The 21,355-nt window shown below is 62.9% G+C and carries 16 protein-coding genes; all 16 read right to left on the bottom strand.

Going from position 1 to position 21,355, the window contains the following annotated elements; translation table 11 throughout:
- Positions 1-9 precede the first annotated feature (9 nt).
- The 16 genes from wecB (Q7P63_16825) to Q7P63_16750 are packed head-to-tail and all read right to left on the bottom strand — an operon-like array spanning position 10 to position 21,331.
- A complete protein-coding gene (gene wecB / locus Q7P63_16825; protein ID MDP0501760.1) occupies positions 10-1,173 on the bottom strand; it encodes a UDP-N-acetylglucosamine 2-epimerase (non-hydrolyzing) in 1,164 nt (387 codons plus the stop codon).
- Between the two features lie 20 nt (positions 1,174-1,193).
- Positions 1,194-2,441: a glycosyltransferase family 4 protein gene (locus tag Q7P63_16820; GenBank protein ID MDP0501759.1), complete on the bottom strand. Its 1,248-nt coding sequence runs from the start codon at positions 2,439-2,441 to the stop codon at positions 1,194-1,196.
- Positions 2,438-4,180: an alginate lyase family protein gene (locus Q7P63_16815; GenBank protein ID MDP0501758.1), complete on the bottom strand. Its 1,743-nt coding sequence runs from the start codon at positions 4,178-4,180 to the stop codon at positions 2,438-2,440. Before Q7P63_16815 ends, Q7P63_16820 begins: the two co-directional genes overlap by 4 nt.
- A complete protein-coding gene (locus Q7P63_16810; GenBank protein MDP0501757.1) occupies positions 4,177-6,333 on the bottom strand; it encodes a bi-domain-containing oxidoreductase in 2,157 nt (718 codons plus the stop codon). The genes Q7P63_16815 and Q7P63_16810 overlap by 4 nt, the downstream gene beginning before the upstream one ends.
- Positions 6,330-7,496 (bottom strand): glycosyltransferase family 2 protein, encoded by a 1,167-nt coding sequence (locus Q7P63_16805; GenBank protein ID MDP0501756.1) that lies wholly within the window; start codon positions 7,494-7,496, stop codon positions 6,330-6,332. The genes Q7P63_16810 and Q7P63_16805 overlap by 4 nt, the downstream gene beginning before the upstream one ends.
- A gap of 18 nt (positions 7,497-7,514) precedes the next feature.
- Entirely contained in the window at positions 7,515-9,113 is a 1,599-nt protein-coding gene (locus Q7P63_16800) for a hypothetical protein (GenBank protein MDP0501755.1), read from the bottom strand.
- A 4-nt stretch (positions 9,114-9,117) separates the two neighbouring features.
- Positions 9,118-10,038, bottom strand: coding sequence for a glycosyltransferase family 2 protein (locus Q7P63_16795; GenBank protein MDP0501754.1), 921 nt, complete (start codon positions 10,036-10,038; stop codon positions 9,118-9,120).
- Positions 9,935-11,248 (bottom strand): glycosyltransferase, encoded by a 1,314-nt coding sequence (locus tag Q7P63_16790; GenBank protein MDP0501753.1) that lies wholly within the window; start codon positions 11,246-11,248, stop codon positions 9,935-9,937. Before Q7P63_16790 ends, Q7P63_16795 begins: the two co-directional genes overlap by 104 nt.
- Positions 11,245-12,600: an O-antigen ligase family protein gene (locus Q7P63_16785; GenBank protein ID MDP0501752.1), complete on the bottom strand. Its 1,356-nt coding sequence runs from the start codon at positions 12,598-12,600 to the stop codon at positions 11,245-11,247. The genes Q7P63_16790 and Q7P63_16785 overlap by 4 nt, the downstream gene beginning before the upstream one ends.
- 3 nt (positions 12,601-12,603) lie before the next feature.
- Entirely contained in the window at positions 12,604-13,815 is a 1,212-nt protein-coding gene (locus Q7P63_16780; GenBank protein MDP0501751.1) for a glycosyltransferase family 4 protein, read from the bottom strand.
- Positions 13,812-15,209, bottom strand: coding sequence for a hypothetical protein (locus tag Q7P63_16775; protein MDP0501750.1), 1,398 nt, complete (start codon positions 15,207-15,209; stop codon positions 13,812-13,814). Before Q7P63_16775 ends, Q7P63_16780 begins: the two co-directional genes overlap by 4 nt.
- The gene (locus Q7P63_16770; protein ID MDP0501749.1) at positions 15,206-16,171 is read right to left on the bottom strand and encodes a glycosyltransferase family 2 protein; all 966 of its coding nucleotides are present in this window, start codon (positions 16,169-16,171) and stop codon (positions 15,206-15,208) included. Before Q7P63_16770 ends, Q7P63_16775 begins: the two co-directional genes overlap by 4 nt.
- Complete coding sequence (locus Q7P63_16765) at positions 16,168-17,538, bottom strand: glycosyltransferase family 4 protein (protein MDP0501748.1); 1,371 nt, start codon at positions 17,536-17,538, stop codon at positions 16,168-16,170. The genes Q7P63_16770 and Q7P63_16765 overlap by 4 nt, the downstream gene beginning before the upstream one ends.
- A gap of 4 nt (positions 17,539-17,542) precedes the next feature.
- A complete protein-coding gene (wecB, locus tag Q7P63_16760) occupies positions 17,543-18,667 on the bottom strand; it encodes a UDP-N-acetylglucosamine 2-epimerase (non-hydrolyzing) (GenBank protein ID MDP0501747.1) in 1,125 nt (374 codons plus the stop codon).
- A gap of 30 nt (positions 18,668-18,697) precedes the next feature.
- Positions 18,698-20,191: an oligosaccharide flippase family protein gene (locus Q7P63_16755; protein MDP0501746.1), complete on the bottom strand. Its 1,494-nt coding sequence runs from the start codon at positions 20,189-20,191 to the stop codon at positions 18,698-18,700.
- The gene (locus tag Q7P63_16750; GenBank protein ID MDP0501745.1) at positions 20,192-21,331 is read right to left on the bottom strand and encodes a DegT/DnrJ/EryC1/StrS family aminotransferase; all 1,140 of its coding nucleotides are present in this window, start codon (positions 21,329-21,331) and stop codon (positions 20,192-20,194) included.
- Positions 21,332-21,355: the final 24 nt, after the last annotated feature.

The following is a 21,355-nucleotide window of genomic DNA, read 5'->3' as shown; positions in this document are numbered from 1 at the left end:
GGCAGTGCTTTAGCGAGTCACACCAGAGGCGGCAAGCGCTTCCTCGGCGGGTTTGGCGCCGGCACGATCCCGGTAATACTGGCGCAGGTGCTGCATGATGCGTTGGGCGGTCTTGCCATCCCAGAGCGGCGGCACTTGGCAGTCGAAGTCCGGGTCGTCCATCACGCGGCGGAAGGCGGCGTAGATCTTCTCCGGATCGGTACCGACAAGCTGGTTGCCACCGAATTCGCAAGTCGAGGGGCGCTCGGTGTTGTGGCGCAGCGTCAGGGTAGGCTTGCGCAGGCACGTGGCCTCTTCCTGCAGGCCGCCGGAGTCGGACATCGCGATCCGGCAGTGCATCAGCAGGTTGATAAAGTCGAGGTAGCCCAGCGGCGGCAACAGGTGGAAGCGCTCGCTGTTCTGGACTTCGTCCCACCAGCCGAAGGCTTCGAGGCGGGCCTTCGTGCGCGGGTGCATCGGCCAGACGAGCGGCAGTCGCTCGGAGCACGAGTGCAGCACATCCAGCAAGCCACGCAAGGTCTCCTTATCGTCCACATTGGAGGGGCGGTGGAGGGTCACGAGGCCATAGCCGTTGTCAGGCAGGTTCAGGTTTTGCCAATACCCGCGCGCTTCCGCCTTTTGCTGGAAATGGAGCAGGGTATCGATCATCACGTTGCCGACAAAAAGGATGCGGCTGTCGTCCACCCCCTCGGTGCGGAGGTGGTTCACGCCGCTTTGCTCGGAGACGAAGAGCAGGTCGCTCAGGCGGTCCGTCACGAGGCGGTTCAGCTCTTCCGGCATTTCGCGGTCAAAGCTACGCAGCCCGGCCTCGACGTGGAAGAGGGGGATGTGGCGGTGCGCCGTAGCCCAGGAGGCTGCTGCGGTGGAGGTGACATCGCCTACCACGATCACGCCGTCGGGCTTTTCCTGCTCCAGGAAAGCGTCGAAGCGCTCGATAATCTTGGCCGCCTGGACGTTGATGCCGCCGGTGCCGATTTCGAGGTTGGCGTCTGGCTGACGGATGCCGAGGTCGGCAAAGAACGCCTTGCTCATCTGGTCGTCGTAGTGCTGACCGGTGTGGACGAGTGAAATGCGAAAATCGTCGGCCTGCTCGAAGGTGCGCATGAGCGGCGCGATCTTGATGAAATTCGGTCGCGTGCCGGCGACAATTACCAGGTGGATCGGGTGAGACATAGGATAAGAAAGTGGGTTTATCAGGCGCGCACGGGTTGCCATTGGTGCGGCGCGCCGGTGGTCAGCAAATCGAGGTAGACGCCGGCAAAGCGCTGGCGGTTGTAGGTGTTCTGGACAAACTCGCGGCCTCGCAGGCCCAGTAGCGCCCGGTGTTGCGGATCGAGCAAGGGCATGAGGTTGGCGAGCAGGTCGTCCACCGATTCGGGTTGGAAATTGTAGCCCGCCTGCGCTTCGTCCACCACGCGGGCAGCATCGCCAGCCACGCCATTGAGGATGGGACAGGTCATGGCCATGGCTTCAAAGAGCTTGCTCGGCAGCACGGTGCGAAAGAGGTCGGTATCGCGCAGGTGCACGAGCGCCACATCGCTCAGGCTCCAGTAGCGCGGCATGTCGCTCTTGGGCACGCGCCCCGTCAGGATCACATTGGAAAGGTGCTTCTCGGTGCGCAGTTGCTCCAGGCGGGTGCGGTCTGCGCCGTCGCCCACAATCATGAAGACTACCTGCGGATGCGTCACCTGGATCTTGGCTGCGGCTTGCAGCACTACATCGAGGGCCGAAGCCATGCCGACCGTACCGACATAGGAGACTACGATCTTGCCCTGCAGGTTCCATTGGGCCTCCAGCGCCGAATCGCGCGCCATCGGCTGGAACTGCTCCGGGTCTGCACCATTGGGGATCACCGTCAGCTTGGCGTCTGGCACGCCCTTGGAGCGGAGCTTTTCAGCATAGCCTTCGCCTACCGTTACAATGTGATCGGCGGAGCGGTACATTGCCTTTTCGAGGCCTTCCAGAAAGCGATAGACGCCCGAATCCGTTTTCATCGCACCTACTGCCGCAATGGACTCCGGCCAGAGGTCGCGGATTTCGAGGATAAACGGGAGCCGGCGCAGCTTGCTGAGGATCGTGCCTGCCCAACCCGCAAAGAACTGCGGCGAAGTTGCGATCAGGCGATCGGGGCGCTTCTGGAAGAGCCCCACGCACACGGCCATGACCATGTAGCTGAGGAAATTCAGGATGCGCTTGGCGAAGCCAGCATTGGGCGCGAGATAAGTCCAGACCCGCACCACCTTGATGCCGTCGATCATTTCCGACTGGCACAACTTGTTGCGGTAGCCTTCGTAAACCACGCCATCCGGGACGTTCGGCACCCCCGTGATGACGGTAACTTCGTGGCCGGCATCGACCCAGCGGCGGGCAAACTCATACCAGCGTGAAGCCGGCGCGTTGCCTTCCGGATAAAAGTAGTGCGAGAGCAGCAAGATTCTCATACGAGCGAGGGAGAAGAAGCGAGTGCCTTGGGTTGGCAATTCGCGTGCCAGCCTCCCGTCGGCGCGGCCCGTAGTTGCAACTCGTGCCGCCAATGGCTGGCGTGCGGCCCTACTTGCGCGCGGCCTACGAGCATGGAGCGCGCTTCTTCCTGCTGAAACGCCGGGTGGTAGACGCTCGCGCCCACTTCCCACACGACGTTGCGGGGCAGGGCGGAGTGGAATTCTATTTCCGCCGGATGTTGCCAAATCGCGCCGTCGACCGCATCGCGAAAGCCTACTTGCGGTGCAAGGTGCAATCGAGTGGTGGCGCTGAGAGTGCAGGATGCCTGTAGGGTATCTTCCCAGGCAATACGCCCGGAGGCATCACAGTCCCAGGCGCGCGTATGTCGATACGTCTGGCCGCGCTCGGCGTAAGAAACGAGTTCGCCACGTACGCGCAGTCCGCGTTCGTCGGCCTGCTCGATCTGATGCGTCACTTTTCCCTCGCGGGCGGCGCGGAAGGCCGACCACAGCTCGATCTGGCGCAGTCCCTCGACCTCCACCGTATTGTGCGCGGCGACCGAACGGTCATAGGTGCGGCTGGCGTTGGGTAGGTAATGGTGCACGCCGGTATCGGTCACGATCCGGGTCGAGCCCACCGACAGCTCGAAGGAGCCGAAGTCGGCGTGGGCGTGCCCAGGTTGGTGGCGCGGGGCGAACGAGCCGAGGTCGGCGATCAGGTTGAGACCTTGGTGGCAGAACCCGAAGTAACCAGCCGCCGGCAGGGCCCAGCCGCCGTCGAGGCGCCGGTTGTCGATCAGTTCCTCACGTTCGAGATGGCCGAGCAAAACGCGCGGCGTATGGGCGATACCGCACGCGCTGTCGTTGAACAACGCGATTTCTCCATCGCCATGGCTCAGGCAGCGCAAGGCCCGGGCGCCGGCTTGTAAACGCGCGCGCAGGATCGACTGGCGACCCTCATCCAGAAACGCCTCCGTCTGGGCGAGGGCGTAAAGTAATCGGGCCTGATAAAGCGGAGAGCGCTCATAGTGCATCCCGTCGCTCAAAAACTGGCGATCCAGTTCTTCTTCCAGCAACGGCCAGGCGGATTCCCACAGGCCCTTGGCCCAGGCACCGTCGAAGGCTGCGGCTACCATCGTCAGCGCAATGGCATTTTCAAGCAGGTGGTTGGCCTGCAGGTGCACCTCCAGATTACGGCGCAGGCACTCGGCCTGTTGGTAGATGCAGCGCCACCAGCGTTCGCGAAAGCCTTGATTTTCCAGTGCCGCAAAGCCGCGCTCGCTAAAGTAGCCCACCCAATTTTGCAGACGGAGCGAGATCACATACGGCTCCCACGCGTCGGTCGAAACATCGGCGGGGTGGGTCTGCATCCAGTCTTCAACCATCGCGGCAGCCTCTTCGGGCTCAAGACTCCAGATCCATTCGTGGTATTGCAGGTTGTAGAGCCATAGCTTGGAAGTTTCGCCAACCTGCCAACGATTGGCCGAGGTGCCGACCCGCTCTTCGTTGAGAAAGTTCCAGCGTGCACGGCGGAGCGAAGAGACCGGATTGAAGTCCGCACCTCGGGCCGCCAGCAACGGACGCTGGGGGCGGCGGCGCCAGCCAGGGAAGGGCGGGGCCTGTTCCGCCGCTGGTGCCGGACGAAAGCCGCGCAGCTTCTGGGAAACTTGCGCGGCAATCTGGACCGGCAGCAGGCGCCGGATGGTATGGGCGTAGAGCAGAGCCTGGTCGAGCTTCATCGCTGGGCTTCCAGTTGCTCTGCTGCTTCGAGAGTCGCTTCCGTCACTTCCACCAGTTCGGCAAAGGGGATCGGCATCGGCTGGCCTTCGCGCAGGGCCTGAGCAAAGGCGTCGACTTCGGCCTGATGGCCCTTGTCCTGGCTGGACGAGTAGCTGGCCTTGGCTTGTGGCCACTGATGCGTCTTCAGCTTTCGGAAGTTGTCGAGCTGCATCACGCTGCCGCTGGCAAATACCTCCAGGCGCTCCTTGGGCAACGATTTGCTGCCATTGGCGAAGTAATGGACCGTGCCGATGGAGCCGTTTTCAAAGCGCAACTGGATAGAGGCCGTGTCGATCGGATGATCGGAGGGCGCGGGCATGCCTACCGCGCGCACTTCGGTGATCGGGCAGCCGGCGAGGAAGCGCAGCAGGTCGATAAAGTGGCAGCCTTCGCCGCGAATCCGTCCGCCGCCGGTCTGGACATCCTGCGTCCAGTGTTCGGCCGGGATAGCTCCCGCGTTAACGTTCATTACCATGCTGATCGGGCCGCTTTTACGGCTCAGCAGGCGCTTCATTTCCTGCACCAGCGGGGCAAAGCGGCGGTTGAAGCCGACCAGCACTTGCGGGTTCAACCCCTCGTCGCGGAGGTTCTGGTAAGACTTCAGCACATCCTGCAACTCGCCGCGCGTCAGGCAGAGCGGCTTTTCAACAAACACCGCCTTCCCGGCCTGCCAGGCTTGGTGCACGAGGCGGGCATGGGAGTTGTGCGGCGTTGCCACGATCACCGCGCGGATCTCCGGATCCTGCAGCACGTCTTGCAATTCGGAGGTCGCGGTAGCGAAGCCCAGCTTACGCCCCAAAACGGCCGCGTTGGTCCCGCCGGGGGCGCAGATCGTGCGAAGGTCGGCGCCCGCCTTGGCGAAGGCCGGCAGCAGCACCTTACCCGCAAAGCCACCTGCACCGATCGCGCCCAAGGCGAGGCGGTCGGCCTTCTGCCCGGTCGGCTCGCGCAGCTCGATTCGGCGCGCCCAGGCATGTAGCGGCTCGGTTCCCGCCACGATTTCCGTGCGGGCCTCGTAGTTCAACACGATGCCGAGCGCCTCACGATTGCTGATCTGGCTGTATGCCTCGACCGCATTGGCAAAGGGGTAGCGGTGGGTGATCAGCGGTGCGACTTGCATCGCCCCACGCTGGAGCTGATCCAGCACCGCTTCGAAATTGCGTTGCTCCGTCCAGCGCACAAAGCCGATGGGGTAATCGAGTCCCATCTGCTCATAGCGGGCGTCGTAACGGCCGGGACCGTAAGAGCACGATACCTGGAACGAGATCTCCTTGGCGTAAAAGTGGTTGCGATTCAGCTTCAGGCCGATCACGCCCACCAGCACCACGCGGCCGCGCTGGCGGCAGACCAGGGCTGCATCGTTGGCTGGATCGTCGCTCTTGGTCGAAGCGGTGATCAGCACCCCGTCGACCTCGCGACCGCCATTGGCCTGCTTGATCGCTTCCACTGCGTCCATGCCGGGCTGCATCTGGACGGTCTTGACGCCAAACTGCTCGGCCAGGCGGCACTTTTGCGGGTCGAAATCGGTTCCGATCACCTTGCAGCCATGGGCTTGCAGCAGTTGCACCGAGAGCAAGCCGATCAGGCCGAGGCCCATCACTACGATGGTTTCGCCGAGGGTCGGCTCCAGCAGGCGGATGCCTTGCAGGCCGATGGCCCCGGTGACGGTAAAGGCGGCTTCGTCGAAGTCCACCCCGTCGGGGATGCGGGCGCAGAGGTTGCGCGGCACGCAGACGACTTCGGCGTGGGAGCCGTTGGAGACGACGCGGTCGCCCGGGGCGAGATCGGTCACGCCTTCGCCCACTGCCAGCACGACGCCGGCGTTGCAGTAGCCGAGCGGGATCGGCTGGTCGAGCTTGGTCTGGACGGCGTCCCAGGTGGCCTGGATGCCGTCGGTGCGAGCCTTCTGCAGCACTTCCTTCACCCGGTCGGGCTGCTGGCGGGCCTTGTCGAGCAGGCTCGCTTGACCGAACTCCACCAGCATCCGCTCCGTCCCGAGCGAGATCAAGCTGGCGCGGCTTTCAATCAAGACTGCCCCACGCTTCACTTGCGGAGCGGGGACCTCGATCAGTTGCGTATCTCCGTTGCGCAGGCTTTGCAGGATCTGCTTCATGACGCGGTGTGGCGGGAAAGATTTTCGTTAGTGCGGTGCGTTTCGGCGGTCGCTTCAGCCGGCTTGCGCTTGCGGAAGACCCAGAACTTCGAGATCAGGAAGTTGCTGAAGGTCCCGGCGACGATGCCGAGCACGGCGGCGAGCAGCGGGTAGGCTTCGAAAAACTCCACCCGGTGGGCGAGACTCACCGATACACCCCAGTTGATCGCCGCGCCGAGGGAGCACGTGGCGATGAACTTCGCGTATTGCGCCATCACGTTTTCCGTGCGCGTGCTGCTGAAGGTGATGCGCCGGTTGAAGTAGAAATTCCAGCTCATCGCGGTGAAGATCGCCATGATCCGCGCCACGGAGAAGGGCAGGGAGAAGGCGAGCAGCACGCTCATCAGCAACAGGTCGACGAACATGCCCGACGCGCCCACCATCAGGAACTGGCCGAGCTGGGCCAGGCTGCCAAACTTGAAGTCGAAGAGACGCTTGATGTGGCGGAGGTAGTTCCACTGTTCCTTGAGCGTCAGCTTGCTCTCGCCGTAGAGGCGGTCCTGGAAGTGGATCGGCACTTCGGCGACTTCGCGGCAGCGGCACTTCACCAGCAGCTCGAGTCCAATCTTGTAGCCGCACGGGTTCAGATTTTCCGCCCGGCGGAAGACCCGCTCGGGCATGGCAAAGAAGCCAGCCATCGGATCCTTCACCTTGGTAAAGGGCCGGGCCAGCAGCGTAGCCACCTTGCTGTTGAGCCAGCGGAACGCACCCCAGTTTTCGTCCGTCGAGCCGCCGGAGACGTAGCGGCTACCGATCACGAATTCCACATTCGGGTGCTGCTCCAGCGCCTCGCACATGGCCGGGAGGGCTTCCGGCGGGTGGCTGAGGTCGGCATCCATGCAGAGCAACAGGTCGGCCTCGCGGGCGTTGCGCATCCCATGCAGGACGGCGGAGCTGAGGCCGCGCTCTTCGGTGCGGACGATGAGGCGGAGGGGGTGGCCCTCCGCCACGAGTTTTTCGCAGACTTCGGGCGTGTTGTCCGGGCTGTTGTCGTCGACGACTACCACCTCATAGGGCCGCTGTGTAGGCAGCATGGTGTCGCGGATGCGCTGCAGCAAGACGGGCAGGTTTTCCGCTTCGCCGTAGGTGGGGACGATGATGGCGAGACTTTGAGGGTGAACCATTGAGCAAAGATTTGAGAATTAAAGAGAAGGAGCGTAAGGGCCGCGGGAAAGAGGTTGAGCGGTGTCCGGTTGAGCGCCTTTGCGCACCCACACCCATTCCGCACCCAGATCGGGGCGGCGCTCGAAGTTTTCGAGCAAGGCCTGGTGCAGCTCCGCCCGCGTTTCGTCGGGGATGGGCGCCCAGTAGGGGTGGTAGGACAGCTCGGGGTTGAAGATCACGAGCTGCGTGCTCGAATCGGCTGCCAAGGCCGGGAGCTGAGCGATCCACGGGTCGATCGCATAAGCCGGCATGTTATGGAAAAAGAGGAACGGGAAGTTCGGACGCGCGCCCGTGTAGTAGTAGAGCGCCGCCGGCTTCAAGTCGTCAGGACCACGGTCGAGGAAGAGCGCGTGCTGCCCGGGCTGGCTCACGTAGGCACCGAGTTGGTGAGCATGTTCGCGGATCTCCGGGCGGTCGCTGATCCCGAAGATACGGGCGAGGCTCTCGTGCTTGAGTGCGATCCCGCCCACCAGGATAGCCAGCGCGGCGACGGCCCCGGCGGTGATCCATTGCGGCTTCAACAGGCGCGCACTCCAGCGGCGGCCATAGTATTGCCAGCCATAGCCGAGCAAGACCATCAATGCGGGCACGGCGGCCAGTGCATAGTGCGAATAGGGGCGCTTTTGCAGCGAAAGCAGGAAACCGAGCGAGATAAAGAGCGCCAGCTGCAGCATCGCTTCGTCTTTCCAGAACTTGCCTTGCAGGACTCGGAAGCCCACCACCGCCAGGGCGGGAACGACAAACCAGCCGAGGCGCAGGGTGATCAGGAGGAAGCCGCCCAAGGAGTAGCGTTGCTCGTAGCCCGCCATATCGAGAAAACTGCGCTGCCAGAGCAGGTCGGCAATGCCTTGCCACTGGGCCAGCAGCCAGAAGGCGGCAGTGAACGCGATAAAACCTATCCAGTGTGCCGCAGTGCTGCCCATTGCCTGCTTCCAGCTGGCGTTGCGGAAAAGCGCCTGGAGTCCGGCCATCGCGGTAAAGGCAATCGGCAAGCCGTAACCAACCTGCTTGAAAGTCGCACCGGCGGCAAAGACGAGCCCGGCCAGCAAGGCGGCCTTAACCGTCAGCTCGCGGTCGCGCAGCACCCACAAGCCCAGCGCGGTGCATGCCGCCAGGCCTGCTTCGGTCATCACCAGCGAGCCTTCGGCAAACCATAGGGCCAACAGGCTCGCCACCGCCAGCCAACCGAGTTCATGGCCGCGCAGGCGCCCGCGCATCGGCTGGACGCAAAGGGCTGCCGTGCCGAGCATGAGGAGCCACGAAACAATGCGGCCCGTCCACCAGTGGTGGCCGAGCACCTTCATTGCACTACCAAACACGAGAAACGTCGCGGGCAGCTTGTTGTCGTAAACCACATACGGATTGTTGCCCCTGGCCCATTCCTCGGAAAAAAGGAGGAACACGCTGTCGTCGAGCATGTAAGGGCGTGCGAGGCCATAGCCCAGGAAGGCCAACGCGATAAACCCAAAGGCGAGCCCCCAGACGAGGGGGGAGGTGAGCCAACTGGCACGCGAGGTGGCCTTGTCCTGCGGCCAGGAACCGGCAGGAGCAGCAGGAATGGAAAGACCGTCGGCCATGGCCTTAAGCGCGTTCGGAGATGGTTTCGGAGGCCTGCACGCCCTTGTCCTGGTAGTGGCGTTGCATGATGTCCGGATTCAGCTTCAGCTCAAACACCTTGCACTCGATCTGGGTAAAGTAGACGAGGCGGGAGAGGGCAAAAGCGAGGCCCGCGCGTCCATCCAGAAAACCGAGTTTGAGGATGTAGGAGTGGATGAAGTAAAGGAAACCGGAGCCCGGTGTCTTGCGCAGCATGCGCTTGAGAAAGCGGCGTACGGGCGGATAGCTCTCTTCGATCCGGTGGAGGTGGATGCGGTGCACGGCCTCCAGGTCGGAATACCGATTGTGGCGCTTGTAATAGTGGAAAAGGGTCTTGCAGTCGCGGTGCAGCGCGTGGTGCTTGAGGCGACCGACTTCGCCGTCGATCTTCGGCTGGTAGTTGCCTTCCACCTCCCACATGGTCGAGACGAGCAGCTCGTTGGTGGGGATGAAGTGGGCGGTGCCACGACGGAAGAAAATCAACTTCATCGAGTGGCTGCCATGCACGAGACGGCGGCCTAGGAAGTAGTTGTCGTAGCTGATGAAGTAGCCGGTTTTGGCATCGGGATCGGCAGCTGCGCGTCCGATCTCGTCGCGCAGCTCAGCCGTCACTTCCTCGTCGGCATCGAGCATCAGGACCCACTCATGGGTCATGGGGCAATTATCGAGTGCCCACTGCTTCTTTTTAGGGAAGTCCCCGTTCCATTGGAAGGGGACGACGCGTGTATTCGGATACTGTCGGGCGCGTTCGACCGTGTCGTCGGTGCTATGGGAATCGACGACGAAAACTTCGTCGAACTCCTTAACTGACTCCAGACACTTGTCGATGTTGGCCGACTCGTTCTTGGTTAGAATGATGACGCTGACGGGCAGCGGGAAACTCGAGAGATTGTTGCGAGCGCTCATGAGGGCTTTGTTCAGAGATCTGAGAATAGAGGTCGCTCAACCTTTGGCAGGTAGAGTGCCAACTTAGGTTCTGTTGCGCGTATTCCTGGGCGCGAAGGCCCATTTCCTTGCGATTCGCCTGTTCGAGGCGGGCCATGTCGTGCGCGATGACATCGGCGTCCAGGCTGGTTACAATGCCTGCATCGGCGGCTTTCACGTAGCGGTGGGTGTCTACCCCGGGGGTTACCAGGCAGGGTTTTCCGTGGGCCATGCCTTCCACAATGATCACCCCAAAATTTTCATCGGTCGAGGTGAGGGCGACGGCTTCGCTTGCAAAGATTGCACCTTGTTTGGTCGGACCTTGCAGGAATCCCGCAAAGTGCACGACCGATTCCAGCTTTTGCTGGCGGATGATACGTTTGACTTTGTCCTGCAAGCCGTCTTCGGTCCCGGCGATCACCATATGCCAGTCGCTGCCTTGGGCGCGACGCTGGGCAAAGGCTCCCAGCAGCAAGTCGAGGCGCTTTTTGGGCGCGATGCGCGACATATAGAGCCAGAAGGGCTTGCCCTTCAGCTCCGGCAGACGCGTGTGAAAGGCCTGAATTGCGGTCTTGCAGTCCACGTCGGGCAGGCGGATGCCGTGCGGGATGATCTCGACACGCGTCTTGATCCCCAGCTCACGCAACTCTTCCCGTTCGCGCTCGGAGGTAGCGTGAATGAAGGCTGCACCTTGCAAGTCGGCCTGGACGCCACCCCAGCGGTAGAGGAGCTTCTTGAATTTTGCACGACCGGAGTCGAGGCACGCTTCATTGAGGCTGCCCGCCGGACGAATAATGTAGGGGATGCCCGCCTTGCGCGCTTCTGCTGCCGCGGCATGGGTCAGGTGGCTGAACACCCCGTGAATGTGTACCACTTCGGGCTTGCGCTGCGGATCGCGGAACTTCTCGCGCAGGTGCGCAACGCAGGCTGGCGAGTAGCTGAACCGCGACCACGGGCGGGTGCGGCCATAGGCCTTGCCGATGTAGAGCCCCACGCCATAAAAACGCGCATCTTCATGCAGACGATGGAGATACGCGAAACGCTCTTCCCATGGCTCGATCGACTGGGCGTCGGTCGCCACGACCTGGACTTGGTGGCCCAGAGCTAATTGGTGCGAGACAAGTTCGCGGAGGGATTCGCTGGGGCCGCCGGAGCGGGGGTCGAGACTGTGTTGGACGTGGAGAATTTTCACGAGCGGTCAGGGTGTTGAGAGGGATAGGGCAGGATCTGCCGACCATACACAGGTTGAGCCACCTGCAGCGGTTCGATCTCTGGCTGTCTTGCTACCAGCATTTCTTCTGCCGGAGCCGGGTTGGTCCGCATCCAAAGCAGGGCCATGCAGGCCCAGAAAGGCATGGTGCCGAGGTTGCCCACAGAAAAGAGCCAGCTTTCGAAAAACGCGCTGACCATGCCACCCATGGCGACTCCCGTGCAGCCTGCAATCAGGTGTTGCGAGCCCTTCGGCATCGGGAAATCGCTCAGCAGGATGCGGCCGTAAAGCCAGCCCACCAGTGCCAGGAAGAGCAGCAGGCCCACCACACCGTTTTCCTGCCACACCTGCAGGAAAGAATTGTGGAGCGGGTAGCCTTGGTCGTAGTCCGTCAGGCGCGGGTCTACGCCGTCGGAGACACCGCCGATACCGTAGCCCTGACCGAGCACAAAGTGCTTCTGGATGCTCAGCCAGCCAAGGGTCCAGCGCGTCAGGCGGTTTTCGGCCACATCTTCGACGTTGAACTCCGTCGTTTCGCCGCGGGAGGCAAAGGAGGCAAAGCCCTTTTCGATCGCGCTGGTGTCGGCAAACATCGCGAAGAGCACCACCAGCAACATACCACCCAGGATCAAGCCCTTGGCCTGGCGCTGGTAAACGAGCAACATGCCGGCGGAAGCTGCAGCGAGGGCCAGAATACCCGCGCGGCTTTGCGATTGCAGCACCATGTAGAAGGCGAGGGCGGCAAAAGCCAGCCACCAGATGTGCTTCTTCTTTTCCAGCCACAGCCCGATCATCAAGGGCACGGTGACGGCGGCACAGATGCCGATCTGGTTGGGATTGCCAAAGACCCCGGCGAAACGCCCGCCGTGGATGCCGCGATAGACTTCGTAGCCGTTCCAGGGCAAGGCCTTCCAGCCCGCGAAATACACGATCGACGAGACCACCGCGAGCGCGGCGCCATAGCCGGCCACCACCTTGATGCTGGCGCGAAAATGGCGCAGTTCATGTGCCCGTGAGGCCAGCACCACGAGAAAGCCGCACATGCAGCTGATCGAGATCGCCCGCAGCAGCGTATAAGCCTGGTCGGGCGACCAGAAAACCGAGAACAGGCGCAGCCCGGCATTGGCCCCCAGGAGCCAGAGCAAGGTCTGGCCCGCCGGGTTCATCAAGTCGCCAGTGCGAAAGAGCATGAATCCGCCGATCAGGGCGGAAAACAATACCCAGCGGACATCGTCGAGGCCCCCATTGATCAGGGGCAGGTAAAGCACGACGAACAGCAACCCCAGCAGCAGCAAGCTGAGGTAATCAGGACTTTTGGATTCGGAAGCTTCCATGGATCAGGACACGGTGGCGGCCGCCAAGCGCACGGCCTGCATGAATTCTTGTTCGCTGGCCTCGTGGGTCCACTCGCCGGCAATTTCGCGTGAGCGCTGGCCCATCGCCGCCAGTTGCGCGGCATTCCAGGTCTTGGCTTCGCTCAACGCTTCGGCCCAGCGCATAGGGGTGTTGGGCTCGATGCGGAGGCCGTTATGGCCCGGTTGCAGGATGTCGTGGGCCGCACCTACCTTGCCGGAGAGTAGCAGGGGCAGGCCGCAGGCCGCCGCTTCGTTTACGACCACGCCCCAAGGCTCTTCGCGAGAGGGGAGGACAAAGAAGTCACTCGCAGCGTAAAGCTCGGGCAGTTGGTCATTGGGCAGGAAGCCCGGCATCGTCACCGGCAGCTTGTGCTCCGCCACGATGGCTTCGAGTTGCTCCTTTTCCGGGCCATCGCCCACCAGCAGGATCTGCGGGCGTTGAGCCTCGGGTAGTTGTGCCATGCCTTCGAGCAATACGTCGACGCCCTTCACGCGCAGGAAGCGCCCCACGAAGACGCCCAGCGGACGTTGCGGGTCGAGGCCCAGCTTTTGGCGAATCTCTTGTCGACGCGGGCGCGCCTCCAGGCTGCGTTGTTGGAAGAAAGCGACTTCGGGCACATTGCCCACGATGTAAATTTTATCTCCGGAGATGCCGACCTGCTCCCAGTAGCGCTTGGCGAGGGTACCGGTGGCGAGGGCCGCCGCGGCATCGCGGATGGCAGGGAAGATCATCGTTTCCTTGATCTTGCGCTTCCAGAAGACGCGCGTCTTCAGCACGTGGCTTTCGCCCTGCAGCACAAAGGGGATGTTGTGGCGACGGCAGTGCTGGATGGCCCACCACATCGTCGGGTGGTGGTAGCCGGAGATCACCACCACGTCCCACTTCTTCGGGTCGAGGCGTTGGCGGATGACCGGGTTGATACGCAGGTAACGCTTTTCGCGCAGGCTGGTGGGCACGTTGATGCCGGGCAGCACCTCGTAGTCGATCGCCTGGCTGGCGGAGATTTCCCACGGGCGGGAAGAGCTCTTCCAGGTGAGGAAAAAGAACTTTAGCTGCAAGTCTTCGCGCTGCGAGAGGCGCTGGAAGAACGGGAGCTTGTAGGGGGTCGGCGAGGAGGTGACCCAGGCAACCCGGAGCGGGCGGGCGCTTTTGGGCGAAACGGTCGAGAAATCGAGAGAGGGTGTGGCGGTCATGCGGAACGCTTGGAAACGTGGGACTTGATCCAGCGGAATTTACCGGAGGCTTCCTGCTCCAGTTGCTGGCGATGGTGGAAGCGGAGGTGGATTTCGCCGCCTGCGGCACTGCGAAGGCGTTGGCGGACGACACCCAACCGGTTTTCGTCGAGCGGAGAGGGAGAAGCGTAGAAAATGTCGAGCTGGCCGTAATCGTTCTGCACGATCTGGTAGCGCTCGACCTCGTCGAGATACTTCATCGCGTGCGTGAACATCACCCCCGGGCGGGCGTCGCCGCTGGCGGTGTAGATCAGGTCGTAGGCACGCCCTTGGATCTGGCCCATCTGGCGAAGTAGCGGGGCTTCGGGGGCGCGCTCGACTTCCTGGGCGAGGTCGCCCGTGTCGTAGCGGATCAGCGGCACCGTCTGGCCGAGCAGCGAGGTGATGACCACGCGGCCCAATTCTCCGGGGCGCACTGGCTGGCCCGCTTCGTCGAGCAGCTCAATGTGGTAAAAAGGCGAGATGGCGTAGAGATTGCCATCGGGGTGCTCGTAGGCGGCGGAACCGGCTTCGCAGAGCCCGTATTCGCGCACGGCGGGTGCCTGGAACGCCTGCTGGATCGTCTCTGCCTGCCAGTCGTAGAGCATTTCTCCGGTGCTGACGACCGCTTGCAGGCGGTTCAGCGCCCGGTGTAGCTTGGGCGTGCCGCCGTGCTCGTTGAGGTATTCGGCGGCGGTGCTGAGAGCGGTGGCATAACCGACGACGTAGGTGGGCTGAAACTCGGCGATCAGGCTCCAGAACTCCTTCAGCTTGTCCTTGCCCAGGTCGTAGGCCGGGAAGACGCGACGGTTCATCGCGGCATCGAACAAGTGGCGGCGGGCCAGCTTCAGGCGCGCGGGCAGGCTCTCGGCCAGATACTTCGAGTGCCCCCAGAGCGAGACCGAGCGGGAACCCGGCTGGATGCCCCACCAGGAGCGGCCGAGATACATCGCGGCGGTCACCACGCTGGGCACTACGGGGTCGACAAAGGCCTTGAGCGGCGAACCCGTTGAGCCAGCGGTCTGGATCTTCGGGAGCGGCCCGGTATAGCCCGGACGCACGAAACGTTGCGGGTCGCGCTTCAGGTCGTCCTTGGTCAACACGGGCAGCTTGGCCAGGCTTTCGAGCGGGTAATCGGCATCGAAACCGCGACCGGCGGCAGCAAAGACTTCGGCGTAATAGGGCACCTGCCAGGCGGCGTGGAGCAGCTCTTGCAGGCGCTGCTCCAGATAGGCCTGTTGTGCGGCCAGCGGCTGGCTGCTCAGGACCTCGGCCTCTTGATAGAGCCCGTAGCCTTGCGTCTTGCGCACGCGGTCGGCAAAAGTGGGGCCGCAGCGGCGAAAAGCGGCATCGTAGGCGTCGACTAAGGCGTTCATGTGGTGCGGAGGGCGTAGCGGCGACGGCCGGCAAAGTAGGAACGCTCGCGGTTGATGCGCTCGTATTCGGCCCGCTCCGTCACGCGGTGGACCATGAGGTAGTCGATGAGGTTCTGCGTTTGTGGTGCGATCGGGCGACGCAGGTGGCGCAGCGTGTGGAAAAACTCCTTTACGTGTAGCGCCAGCCCCGGCAACAGCTCCTTGAAATAGCCGTTGGCGGTAGCGTCCTTGGCGTAGCGGACGAGCTTCCACGCAAAGTCGAGCCACACGCGCCCCAGGTAGGGGTTGTAGGTGGCGTTGTTTTGCATGCGGTGCAGATTCGACATCAGGAGCCGGTGCGACTTCACACGCTCCTTGGGCGAAAGTGCATGGCGTACGTGGACTTCGGGCCAATAGTAGACGTCGTAACCGGCATCGAGCACGGGGATCGCCAGGTAGGCCTCTCCGCCTGCCACCAGGTAGTGGTGGGGGAAGCCGCCCGCCTTGAAATAGGCCTCGCGGCGGATCAGCGCGGCACAGCCGTGGAACTGCCAGCGGAAGCAAGGCTCCTTGGCCTCTTCGCGCCCGAAGCCCATGCTGTAGACCGTCTCGCTGTGGAGGTCCTTGATCATGGGCTGGAGGATGCCGATGGAGCGCTCGGCTTCCATCTTGGCCACCAGCTTTTCCAGCGCGTCGGCGGGGGCCACCGCATCGCTGTCGATCATGAAAATGTAGTCGCCGGTAGAGTTCCAGATCGCCATGTCGCGCGGGCCCCAGGCACCGAAGTTGTGGGGCATACGGATGAGGCGCACGTGGGGGAAACGCTCGGCCACGGCTTCGGCGGAACCGTCCTTGGACCCATTGTCGAGCACGATGGTCTCGGTGCGTGCGTAGGTCTGCTGCTCCAGTGAGGCCAGGCAGTCGAGGATCTCTTCCTTGCGGTTGAAACTCAGGACGATGATGCTGACGAGAGGATCGTTCATGAAACGGCGACAGGGGCGGGGGTGGGCATCGAGCGGGCGGCAGGAGCGGCGGGTAGCAGGCTGTCCAGCTCGTTTGCGAGCATGGCGGCCTGATTCTGGCGCGTGTAGGTGTTGATCAGCGCGACATCCGGGTCGATGCGGAGGGGGCCCGTTTGCTTGCGCGTGATCAGTTCGTAAAGCTTGTCGGCGTACGCCTGCACGTCGGCGGGATCGACTACCCAGCCGGCGCGGGCATCGCGCACCAGGTCGGCGGCGTCACCCTCGGGCACGGCGGCCAAGATGGGCTTATGCTGGGCGAGGTATTCGTAGATCTTGCCCGAGGCGTTGTAGCTGCGGCGGTTGTCGGCCTCGCGACGCATGGGCAGGAAAACCGCATCGCTGCGCGATACCAGCTGGATCGCTTCGCGGTGGGGCAACATGCCGTGGACATGCACCGTGTCGGCCACGCCGCATTCTTCGGCAAAAGCCTTGTTGTCGGCCGGGATATTGCCCGCCAGGTCGACGCTCAGCTTGCCCCGTAGCTCCGGGTGTTGCTCAAAGAGGCGCTGGATGCCGAGGATCAGGAAGCGGGCGGAGTGCGTGACAAAGTCGACCTCGCAATTGCGGTAGGTAAGGCCACCGCTGCGGTGGAGGCGGTTCTGTTTGCCACCCACCGAATAAAGGCGACCGGCATAGCCGAGGCGGAAGACACCGTCGTCTACTCGCTTGTCGGCTTCCAGCCCCTTGAAGTCTTCCGGGTCGAAGCCGTTCGGGATCAGACGAATCTTGTGGGCAAACTCCGGAAAAGCCTCAGCCAGTGCGTCCCGCATTCCGGAGGTGACGACCAGGGCGCGGTCGCAATGCAAAAGGCATTTGCGCTCCATCTCGCGCTCGCGCTCAAAGTGCCACTTGCTGGGCCATGTGATGCTGGTGCTGTTGGTCCAGGGGTCGCGGTAATCGAGGATCCAAGGTAATCCCAACTTTTTTTTCAGCTCCAGCCCTACAAGGGCCGAGGCAAAGGGCTGAACCGTCGAAAAGATTGCATCTATCCGACTCTGCTTTGCAATTCGCAATGCTTCCTTGACCGCCGCGTCTTTCCAAAGCACTTGCGCATCGGGGCGCAGCCCGAGCGTCACTAGCGGCCCGAGGTGCATCTTGCCCAGCTTTTTGACCAGCTCTTCCCGACCGGGCACTCGGTGGACCTGGGTGCCGTTGAGGTTCTTGAGCAGGCTGTTGTCGCGGGTGTTCGTGATGCTGCCGTCGTCACAGGTGACGACGTGGGACTGGTAGCCGTGGTCGGCGAGGTAGCGGGCGAATTTCGAGGGCCGTTGCACGCCGCTGCCGCCGCGGGGCGGGAAATAATACGAGATGAGAAGCAGGTTTCGCATGTGCCTAAGCGGAGAAGGAATCGAGCAGGTGAGTCAGTATCTGCCGGGCGGCGTCCCCTTGGCCATAAGGCCGGTTCCAGGGGCCGGTCGTCCGGTTGAGCGCCGCTTCGATTTGCGGGACGGGATCGGTGCTCAGGTCGACCAGTTGGTTACACTGGTTGGCGAGCGTTTCGCCCCATTCCGTTTCGTCGCGCAGCGTCAGACAGGGCTTTTGCAGGAAGTGTGCCTCCTTTTGCAGACCGCCCGAATCCGTGGCTACGAGCTTGCATTCTCGCAGGAGCGAAAGCAGGTCGAGATAGGCCAGCGGGGCGATCCGGTGCACGCGCTCCGAAAAAGGATTTTCACCATGGAAGGCCTTCTCGATCGCGCCGTTGGTGCGCGGGTGGAGCGGCAAGACCACCGGCGCCGATTCGTCCGCCAAGTGGTTGAGCACGCGGATGGCGGCGCGTAGACGGTCGGGGCAATCAGTGTTTTCCGCCCGGTGCAAGGTCGAGAGGATCAAGTCACCGTCCGGGAGCTTGTTCTCCTCGCGGATCTTTGCGGCCCGGCCTTCGTTGGCGATCTTGTCGGCATAGTAGAGCACGCCGTCATACATCACGTCACCCACGACATGCACGCCGTCGTAGATGCCCTCGCGGTAGAGGTTCACGGCGGAATCGCGGGTGGGGCAGAAGCACCACTTCGAGAGCTCGTCGGTCAGCACGCGGTTGATCTCTTCCGGCATGCGGCGGTTGAAGGAGCGCAGGCCCGCCTCCACGTGGGCGAGAGGGATGTGCAGCTTGGCGGCGGCAAGGGCGCCGGCAAGCGTGCTGTTGGTGTCACCGTAGACGAGCACCACGTCGGGCTTGCGTTCGAGCATCTCCTTTTCGAGCGCTTCGAGCATGCGGCCGGTCTGTTGACCGTGCCCGCCGCCGCCCAGCTCGAGATTTTTGGCCGGCTTCGGAATGTCGAGCTCGTCGAAGAATACCTGCGAGAGGTTCGAGTCGTAATGCTGGCCAGTGTGGATGATCGCTTCTTCGACCGCCACGCGGTCGCCGAGTTGCGCATTGTATTCACGGACGGCACGCGAAAAGGTAGCCGCTTTGACGAATTGCGGGCGTGCGCCCACGATGGTTAGGATCTTGAGCATGGAGAGAGAGGTCAGAGAGGGAGAAGGGTTTTAGAATGCCAGCACCGCCCGAGGGCCTTCGCGACGGACGCGGGCCAGGCGATCCCGGACTTTCTGCCAGGGCAGGAGCCCCGTGAGGTGCAGCAAAAGGGCGTAGACGAGGGCAAAGGTGATTCCGGCCACGGCGACGCGGACGAAGATCGACTGGCCGAGCACGAGCTCCTTGGCGGCAAAGCCCACCGCACCGGCGATGCCCGCGGCAAGTGCGATCTTGCCGAGGGCTTTCCACGGCAACAGCTCGGCCGTGGTGGCCTGAAATGCGCGCCGCAGGAAGAACAGGTTATAGGGCTGGGCAAAGACCAGCGTGCAGAGGACGGTGGCCAGGGCCGCGCCGTTGGGGCCCATCCAGCGCACGAAGATCACGTTGGTGATCACCGTGAGGATCAGGAACAAAACGGTGCGCTTGAAAAGCAGGCCGCTGCGCCCGGTTGCCATAAAGACTGCGTCGAACCGCACGATGCGAGTCGGGAGGATCGACAGGTAAATGATAAAGGGAATGGCGCTGGCGGCGTAGGCATCGCCAAAGAGCAGCACCATCGCCTCCGGGGCGAGGATGATCAGCCCGGCGGTGACGGGGAAGAGCAAGTGAGCGCATTGCTCGGCGGCTCGCTTCCAGAGTGGCAGGCAGCTCTTGAAGTCGCCCGACTTGCTGGCCTTGCTCATTTCCGGCAGCATCACGGCGGTAATCGAATCGGTCAGTGCGCCCACGATGGGCAACTGCATCGCGCCGTTGACGAACACCGCGAAGGCGGCAGGGCTGGCCATGGCGGCGACGATCCACTTGTCGAGGTTCATCGCCACATTACCCATGATGTTGGTCAGCCCGAGCGGGGCGCTGTAGCGGACTTGCTGCCACGTCTCCTTGAAGCTGAGCTTGCCATTACCCGCCGGGACTGCGCGCCACATGATGACGAACGCCACCAGCGTCATGATCCCGGTGCCGATCACCATGGCCTGGAGGGCAGGGCCGACCTCGTCGGTATACAACGCGACGCCGATCACGAGCCCTGCGATGAGCAGGCGACTGATGATCGAGTAAAGCGCGGTGATCATCGCCTTGCCTTGCACCACCAGGCAGGCGGGCAGGGCGAGCGACGGTAGCAGGAAGACCGGATACAGGGCGAAAGCCTGCAAGAGCGGCTCCAGGGCCGGATTGTCGAAGTGGTGGGCCAGCCAGGCGTTGCCGCCAAAGTAGAGCAGGGCACCAAAAACGAGGCCCATGCCGGAGAGCACGAGCACGTTTTCCAAAAGACGAGCCCGGGAGGCTTCGCCTGCACCGGGCAAGAAATAATACAGCGCTTTGGGGATCCCCAGTGTCAGCAGTGGGGCGACGAACCCGTATGCGAGCAGCACTTGGCGGTAGCTGGCGTAGGTCTCTTGCGAGAAGAGGCGCGCCAGCACCGCCATGGTCAACAGCCCCGCCAGGTTGGCGGACATCTTGCCGATGCTGAGGGCCGCCGCCTGGACTTTGCGGGAGTGCTTCATTTAGCGGAAGAAGGCAACCAGTTGCTCGATCACGTAGTCTTGGTCGTCCGCGCTCAGGTGCGGGTGCACCGGCAGCGCCAGCACTTCCTGGGCAGCCAGCTCGGCCTCGGGGAATTCGCCTTCCTTGTGGCCGAGGTAGGCAAAGCACTCCTGCTGGTGGAGCGAAAGCGGGTAGTAGACGGCAGTGGACACGCCGCGATCCTTCAGGAACGCCTGCAGGGCGTCGCGACGATTGGTGCGGATGATGTACTGGTTATAGACGTGGCGGCTCTGGCGCTTGGCCAGCGGCATCAGGTGCCCGCCGGAGATCAGGCCGACTTCCTGCAACGCACTGTCGTAACGCTGGGCGTTCCGCTGGCGGCTTTCCGTCCACTGGTCGAGGCAAGGCAGCTTGGCCTTCACGACGGCGGCGTGGATCGTATCCAGACGGAAGTTGCCCCCGATCACGGCGTGGAAATACTTGGGCTCGGCTCCGTGGACGCGTAGGCGACGCAAGCGGTTGGCGCGCTCTTTGTCGTTGGTCGTCACGATGCCGCCGTCGCCGAGGGCACCGAGATTCTTGGCCGGGAAGAAAGAGAACGCACCGTAGTGGCCGATGGAGCCCGCGCGGTGGCCGTCCTCTTCCGCGCCGATGGCTTGGGCGCAGTCTTCGATCAACACGAGGTCGTGCTCGTCGGCGAGCGCCTTGAGCTGGGCGGTCTCGGCCATTTGCCCATAGAGGTGCACCGGGATGATGGCCCGGGTACGGGGCGTAATGGCGGCTGCCACCTGTTTGGCGTCGATGTTGCACGTCGCCGGGTCGATATCGACAAAGACAGGCTTGGCCCCGACGCGGCTGATGCAGCCGGCGGTGGCGAAGAACGTAAAGGGCGTTGTGATCACCTCGTCGCCGGGCCCGATTTCTTCGGCCATCAAGGCGATGAGCAGGGCGTCGGTGCCAGATGAGACTCCGATACCGTATTGCGCCTGGCAATAGGCGGCGACGTCGGCCTCACATTCGGCGACTTCGGGGCCATTGATGTAGGCGCCCGATTCGATCACGCGGTCGATGGCCTCGCGGAAGGCCGGGCCGACATCCTGGTGGTGTGCCTGGAGGTCGAGCAATGAGACGGAGCGGGAGGGAGAAGAAGCGAGTGGCATGTGCGTAAAACGAGAAGGATACGG

The organism is Verrucomicrobiota bacterium JB022 (assembly GCA_030673845.1).
Classification (GTDB): Bacteria; Verrucomicrobiota; Verrucomicrobiia; order Opitutales; family Oceanipulchritudinaceae; genus WOUP01.
The sequence above is the reverse complement of the archived record's forward strand: the minus strand, read 5'-3'. Positions and strand labels throughout refer to the sequence as shown.